The organism is Occallatibacter sp., from assembly GCF_049802275.1.
In the GTDB taxonomy this organism is placed as follows: Bacteria; Acidobacteriota; Terriglobia; order Terriglobales; family Acidobacteriaceae; genus Telmatobacter.
In genome coordinates this window covers 1-7,252 of sequence record NZ_JBARMD010000252.1, presented here as the reverse complement: position 1 = coordinate 7,252, position 7,252 = coordinate 1, and the positions used below count along the sequence as shown (strand labels likewise).

Sequence of the window (7,252 nt, the reverse complement as noted above, 5' to 3'; positions counted from 1 at the left end):
GTATGGCAAAGTTTACTTGATTCGTCAAGTATATTATTGCCTCCGCAAGCACATGAAAACAGGGAACTTGCCCGCAGAGACCGGGTAATAGGGGTATGTGCGCGAACCAGCAATAGAAAAGCCGCCCGAAGGCGGCTTTTGCCGTAGAGGACGCTGACGACTACCGTGTGCTCGTTGTGCTTATCACTTGCAGTGCGGCGTGAGCCTGCGTGCCCTTCTCGGCGAAATAATTGCGATCCCAGAGGTTCTTGTAGAACTCGCCGGTCAGTTCCGCAGCGCGCGGACCAAATGTCGGCCGTCCGCCTTCGAGGAAGAACACCGTCACCAGGCTCCCCTGCGGTGCCTCGGAGTACGAAACAAACCACCCGAACCGCGTTCCCTTATCGGAGCAGGTTCCCGTTTTGCCGAAGACCGGCAGTTCCTGGAAATTGGCGCGCAGGCGGCGTGCGGTCCCATACTGCACGGCGCCCGCCATGCCGTCCTGCATATCCGGTACGTAGCGAGCGATATCCAGGGTCCGCTTCACCTTCGGGCTGAACGCCATAACCTCTTCAGTCGAAGTGGGGTGCTGCAGATAGTAGAGAGTTCCGCCATTGGCCATGGCCGCGACAAATGCGCCAAGTTGCAGCGGCGTCATTGAAACGCCCTGTCCGAAGCTGCACATGCGGCCTACGCCGCCTTCCGATGCGGGCAACACCTGGGTCGGGTATTCGCCAAGCTGTTCGCCCTGGATGTGATACCCGGCCAGTTCACCCAATCCGAACTGTGTGGCGTAATGGCGCACACGCTCAAATCCGAGTTCGCGACCGAGTTCTTCGAAGTAGAGGTTGTTGCTCTTGGCGATAGCATCCGTCATGTTCATGCGGAAGCCCGCCAGTTGTACCGGCGTGTCGCGTGTGACGAGGCCTTCACTCAGCGCAGCGAGAGCAACCGAGAGCTTGATGGTGGAGCAGGGCTCCGCGCCCGGCGAAAGTGCCAACTTCTGGTTGACCATGGCCAGGATGCGGCCGTTGGAGGGATCGATCACCACCGCCGTGCCGTTCATGTCGCCTAGCGCATCAATCGCCGCCTGGCGGACTACCGGATCTTCACCGGCCGTGACGTCGCCCGCAAAGATGTCGCCCTTGGCAAAAGAACTGGCAGTGAAGCGCTCGCCATAATAATGATGATGCCGGCTGGTAAGCACGGCGTGATGAAGAGAGGCGCTCGAAGCGGTGGTATGAACTCGATGGATGCTCCCGCTGGAATGCGTAGTATGCCTGACGGCCAGATGCTTGCTAGTGGTCTTCGAGTGATGCACCGTGTGCTGCACGTCGAGCGCAACAGCGCGACCAGCGCCGATGCTCGTCCCGATAACCGTTAGCCCCAAGGCAATAGCGCCAAAAAGTCTCATCCCAGAAAAATTCCCCTCAACAGTGGATTGCGTGCCATGCGTCCGCCCAGCAGCAGCGCATTTCTTTCAGATCTTGAAACTGGTTATCCCACACGCGTTGGCTGCAGTATGTGAGCAAAGTCACCCGATGACTTCGATGTTGACTGCCCACAAATTAACCCGGGGGAAAGACAACATCACTGCTTGAACTACTATTTGGGACCCTTGGATTTTGAGAGCTACTTTGAACTATACCGCTCTCTGGATTCAAAGCAAGTCCCCGTTTTAAAGCTGCTTGCATCAGAACTTCATCCGGCGCATAAACGTCGGTACATCCAAATCCCTTTCTTCCTCAGCCGCGGCTGCAGTCAAAGGACTTACAGCCGGCTGGGCGACATGCTCCTCCGTAATCGCAGGTGTCCGCGCGCTGTTACCAAAGTCAGAAGCGTAGTCACGTGGCAGGGGCACAAATGCCGGCTCCTCGGCGATCTCGATCCGATTGGGACGCGCCGCCGCTGCCACGAACTCTGGCTCGGCATCGACTTCATCGGATTCCTCGTCCTCTTCCTCACTCATAAACCGTGGAGGCGCGGGTGCCGGCGCTGGAGCTTTCTCGCGCATCCACGAATCCGCCGCAACCACCGGAACCGAAATAACCGCCATCTCTTCCACATTCAGCATGCGCGCACGCCGTTCCGGCATCTGGTCGCGGAAACCGGTGGCGATGACCGTGATCTTCACCTCGTCGCCCATCCGTTCGTCGAGCACCGCACCGAAGATGATGTTGGCGTCCTCGTGTGCCGAACTCTGGATCAGCGAGGAGGCCTCGTTGACTTCGGAGAGCTTCAAGTTGCTGGAGCCCGTGATGTTGATCAGGATGCCGCGTGCTCCATCAATTGCGCCTGCATCAAGCAGCGGCGACGCCATGGCCGCCTGTGCGGCCTCCTTGGCGCGATTGTCGCCGGAGCGAATTGCTGTCCCCATGACCGCGTGGCCCATGCCGGCCATCGTGGTTTTTACGTCGGCAAAATCGCGGTTGATGATGCCCGGGATCGTAATGATGTCGGAAATGCCCTGCACACCCTGGCGCAGAACGTCGTCGGCGATGCGGAAGCTCTCGAAAAAGCCTGCGTCCTTGGCAACGGCGAGCAGCTTCTCGTTAGGGATCACGATCATCGTGTCCACGCTCTCGAGCAGTTCCTTCAAGCCGCGCTCGGCCTGCTGTAGACGGCGCTTGCCCTCGAACGCGAACGGCCGCGTGATGACAGCAACGGTAAGGATCCCCATCTCGCTGGCGAGCGAGGCAATCACTGGAGCCGCCCCGGTTCCGGTGCCTCCGCCAAGGCCCGCCGTCACAAACACCATGTCAGCGCCTTCGAGAGCTTCGATGATTTTTTCGGAATCTTCGAGCGCCGCGCGACGGCCTACATCGGGATTCGCGCCCGCACCCAACCCGGCAGTCAACCGGACGCCAAGCTGCAGCTTTATCGGAGCAAGAGAAAGTTTCAGCGCCTGCACATCGGTATTCGCGGCAATGAACTCAACGCCTTCGAGGCCAGCCTGGATCATGCGATTGACGGCGTTGCCGCCGCCGCCGCCCACACCGATTACCTTGATCCGCGCCCCCCGCTGTTCTTCATCGTGAAACTGAATGCGTATCTCTGCGGCTTCAATCTTCTGCTGATCCATAGCGGTTGGCGCCTCCCCATTCGTCGTTGACATGATCCTTGCCTTAGAAACTCGCTGCGAAGATGGCGCGCAGTTTGGCGCGCAGGCTGTTGTTTTCTGCCGCACGGGTTACGCGTGTGCGATGTGCATACAGTAGCATTCCGATGGCAGTGGAAAAGCTGGGATGAACTAATTCGCCTGGCATGTTCGAGAGCCGCACCGGCATACCTGTCCTTGCGGGAACACGAAGCTGGCTCTCGGTAACGTCCAGCATTCCCGGCAACATTGCGCCTCCGCCGGTCAGCACACAACCGGCACCGAGCGCCTCAAGCACGCCACCCTGGCGAAGACTCTCTTTTACAAAGTATAAAAGTTCACGTGCCCGCGGTTCCAGAATCTCCGCGAGCGTGCGCAATGTGAGACGCTGCGGTTCCGGGTTGTTGATTTCAATCTCCGCCTCAAGCGGAACCGCGGTGACGACGGCGTGTCCGTATTGGCGCTTTAGTTCTTCGGCCTGCGCCACCGGCATCTGCAAACCGACGGCGAGATCGTTGGTGAAGTGATTGCCGCCAACGGGCACCGATGATGTGTGTGCTACCGCGCCCTCGAAGAAGACAACCATATCGCTGGAGTGCGCGCCTATATCGAGAAGACATACGCCGAGTTCGCGCTCATCTGCCGAAAGGGTCGACTCCGCCGCGGCGATCGACTCAAGAACCGCTTCTGATACTTCAAGACCTGCGCGATTGGCGCAGGTCACAGTGCTCTGCAACGCGCTGCCCGAACAGGTGGCGATATGCAGATCAACTTCGAGGCGTGCTCCTACCATACCGACCGGATCGAAGATGCCGGGCTGGTCGTCAAGGATGAACTGGCGCGGCAGCAGGTGGAGAATTTCGCGGTCCGGGGGCCTTTCAACTGCGCGAGCCCGCTCGACTGCGGCCCGCACATCTTCCCGGGTGATCTCGCGCATGCGGCTGCCCAGATCGAGTCCACCATTCGTATTCAGTCCGCGAATATGCGGACCGCCGACACCCACGACACACTGGTCGATGTTGGCGCGCGCTGTCCACTCGGCCTGCTCACTCGCCTGCTTCACCACCTTGGCTGCGGGACCGAGCTCGGAGATAAGTCCCTTGCGCATTCCGGTCGATTCAACCAGGCCGTGTCCTCGATAGCGAAGCGCGCCCTCATTTACGTCGGCCGCCAGCACCCGCGTCCACGAGCTACCCATGTCGAGCACCACGATCAGGTTGTCTTGCTTCTCGATCATCGTTCTCTCACTAGCCTGTGGTTGTGGTGGCAGGGTGCGGTTTCGGTGTCGTCTTCTTCACGACGTGCTTCGGGGCAGGATGCTTCTTCTTTGCGGATTTGCTCGTGGTGGTTTTCGTCTTCGCCGGCGGCTTGGTCTGGCTGTGCGCCTTTGCAACTTTGGCAGTTTCGGCGTGCTTTGGTTCCGGAGGCTTTGCCTCGTCGGCCTTGACTTCCGGCTTTCCCGCTTCTGGTTTCGGTGGTTCCAATGAGGAGTCAATCGCCTCACTCGGATTCAGTTTCGCCGGCGAGGGATTCGCGCCGCCCGTCATCTGCAGCACGACCTGCTGTTCGTAGCGCAGATCCACCTCGGCAAGCTTGGGATACTGCTGCCGCCACTCGGCAATGTGCGCCTTGTAGCGCTGATACCGCTCCATGAAGTGATCTGAACCGAAGTGCGCCAGAATATCAGTTCCCTGCTCCGGCATCAACACGCGCGCATCTTCCGGATCTGACATGTCGATCTCGGAGATCTGGTCGGACAGGTGCTGACCGCCGGCGTCGAGTTCGCCGATGAGGCGCTGATAAGTCTCCATCCGGGCGCGGCGCGAAGCAATGGGATCGCGCGCGTCCATGCCTGTGACCACCGGAAAGGAATAGTGATGCTGCGCCATCATGGCCGGTGGCTCGGTTAGCAGAACGCCATTGGCGTCGACTAGACCAACCTGCGCACCCTGGCGAAGGAAGGCAATCGGTTTACGCTCCACCACGGAGATTCGAATCTGATCGGGCAGCAGGCGCATGACTGTCGCGTGCTCGATCCACGGAATCTGCTCAAGCTGCTTGCGCCGCTCGGCAACAGGCACAAAGAAAATGTTGCGGCCAATATCCTCGCCGAAAACCGGTAACATCTCTGCGCGGCTGACTTGCCCCAGGCCTGTGGCTTGAATGTTGCTTGTGCCCGCGATGCGGAAGCGTGCGTCATGATCGAGAAAGTTTTTAATTGCGTAGGCTGAGAAACCGATGACCGAAAAGACGGCTACGACGCCTGCTCCGAGCAGAATGCGACCAAAACTGGTGGCCGGACGCCACCATGACCGAACGGGTTCGTCGCTGAATTTGCGTGGCTTGCTGCGACCGCGGGGAGCATCGTCCTCCTCGTCCATATCGACGGGCATTCCGGGCAGGTTGCGACCGGAGATGGGCACACTCGGCTGCGCGCGCCGAAAGCGCGGTTCCGCGGGAACGTCTTCCTCCCACACAAGAGACCGGGTTTTGTTATCACGTTGTGCCACGCCTGAGCCGTAGGTCGGGAGAGTCGCCAGGCTCAAATATATCCGCATGAGAGCTGCTTTTTGGCGCGCGCGCGGCAAGGGGAACCCGTAGCGTAACTGTCTTGCGGCGCGTCATAGAATAAGCTACCGAAATGAGGCGTTTGCGACTGCTGGGTTTGGGATTTTTGCTTGCGGCGGGTGGGCTTCTCTCGCTGTCGCAATCGCCTGCCTATCGCTATATTCGCGCGGGAGAGCCGACCGATATCAAAGCGCAGTCGCGGCCCGGGTTCGCACTGATGGGCGGCGGCACCGATCTCGATGAGGCGTTCACGTTTTTGTGTGATCGTGCCGGCGGCGGAGATTTCCTGGTGCTTCGCGCTACCGGAGACGACGAATACAACTCCTACCTCCGCGGTCTTTGCCACCTCAATTCGGTAGCTACACTCATCATTCCCAATCGCGAGGCAGCGGTCGATCCTTTTGTCGGTGATGCGATCAAACATGCAAGCGCGATCTTCATTGCCGGCGGAGATCAGGCCAACTACATCAATTTCTGGATGAATACGCCGGTACAGACAGCGCTGAACGACGCGATACGGCGCGGCGTGCCGGTGGGCGGCACCAGCGCGGGGTTGGCTGTGATGGGCGAGTACCTTTACACGGCGCAAGGCGACAAGCCCGATGATCCGAACCTGGATGGCAAGACCGCACTGGCTGATCCGTATAGCGCTCGAATCCGTCTCGCACAGGGTTTTCTTGCCATTCCCATCTTGAGGAATATCGTTACCGACACCCATTTTGCGCGCCGCGATCGCATGGGACGCCTGCTCGTTTTCCTGGCCCGATTCAACCAGCCGGACGGGAAACCGCTTCCTCACGGGGTTCCCTATATTCGAGGCATCGGAGTTGAAGAACGCGCTGCGGTGCTGCTTGGGCCAGATGGAAGAGCACATGTGGTCGGCTACGGTGCGGCGTACTTCATTGATGCCGACCATGCATCCGGCTTGCTGCAAAAGGGCAAGCCACTGACCTATGGTCCTTTCACTGTGCAGAAGGTCGCGCCGGGGGCGGATTTTTACATCAAGTCCTGGGCCGGAGACGGCATCACATACAAGCTTTCAGTCGAAGCCGGCAAGATTCACTCGACGCAAACGGCAAATGAAATTTACTGAGCCAAAAAGAAATGGGGCGCTTCAGAAGAAGCACCCCAGATTAAAGCCAGAATTCCCCTACGACCAGTGCAAGGTCTGTATTGAATCCGCGGGCAGATCCACATCCAGCGTCTTCGATGCCATCAGGAGTTGCACTCGCCTCTCCGCACCCTTGTTCGCAAGCACCACGACGCAACTGCCGTCAGGGTTGCAGAAGCCGGAGTGCGACACGCCCTCGATCTTCAAGTCACCCAGCGCATTGGTGGCAAATACCTTTGCACCGCGCTTGATGTGCTTGGAATAGTGCGCAAATGCCCAATACTGGCCGCTGGTTGTGATTTTGTGGGTCGCGTTGTCGATGGTGATGACGCCCCCGCAGGAGAACGGCCCGATATCCGGCTTTCCTTTCTCGTCGAGCGCGACATTCCAGGCCGTGATCGATCGCGACCAGTTGTTGAGTATGCCGTTGAATTGATCGGCCCACTTTGTGTAATCAGTCTGGTAATCGGGCTGATTGATGTCGGGGCCGCCCTCGG

General features: G+C 59.1%; 6 protein-coding genes. 1 reads left to right on the top strand and 5 read right to left on the bottom strand.

Annotated features, from left to right (window positions below):
* Positions 1-160: 160 nt before the first annotated feature.
* The 4 genes from WA354_RS08720 to WA354_RS08705 all read right to left on the bottom strand — a co-directional run bounded on the left by WA354_RS08720 (position 161) and on the right by WA354_RS08705 (position 5,634).
* A complete protein-coding gene (locus WA354_RS08720) occupies positions 161-1,393 on the bottom strand; it encodes a penicillin-binding transpeptidase domain-containing protein (protein WP_472812618.1) in 1,233 nt (410 codons plus the stop codon).
* A 279-nt stretch (positions 1,394-1,672) separates the two neighbouring features.
* Entirely contained in the window at positions 1,673-3,094 is a 1,422-nt protein-coding gene (ftsZ, locus tag WA354_RS08715) for a cell division protein FtsZ (RefSeq protein ID WP_472812617.1), read from the bottom strand.
* A gap of 10 nt (positions 3,095-3,104) precedes the next feature.
* The gene (ftsA, locus tag WA354_RS08710) at positions 3,105-4,313 is read right to left on the bottom strand and encodes a cell division protein FtsA (RefSeq protein WP_472812616.1); all 1,209 of its coding nucleotides are present in this window, start codon (positions 4,311-4,313) and stop codon (positions 3,105-3,107) included.
* A 10-nt stretch (positions 4,314-4,323) separates the two neighbouring features.
* The gene (locus WA354_RS08705; RefSeq protein ID WP_472812615.1) at positions 4,324-5,634 is read right to left on the bottom strand and encodes a cell division protein FtsQ/DivIB; all 1,311 of its coding nucleotides are present in this window, start codon (positions 5,632-5,634) and stop codon (positions 4,324-4,326) included.
* Between the two features lie 83 nt (positions 5,635-5,717).
* Between WA354_RS08705 and WA354_RS08700 the strand changes: the two genes are divergently transcribed.
* The gene (locus WA354_RS08700; protein WP_472812614.1) at positions 5,718-6,737 is read left to right on the top strand and encodes a cyanophycinase; all 1,020 of its coding nucleotides are present in this window, start codon (positions 5,718-5,720) and stop codon (positions 6,735-6,737) included.
* Between the two features lie 57 nt (positions 6,738-6,794).
* Here WA354_RS08700 and WA354_RS08695 read toward each other — a convergent pair.
* Positions 6,795-7,252 (bottom strand): glycoside hydrolase family 30 beta sandwich domain-containing protein (locus tag WA354_RS08695; RefSeq protein WP_472812613.1); only part of this gene is annotated, 458 nt, incomplete at its 5' end.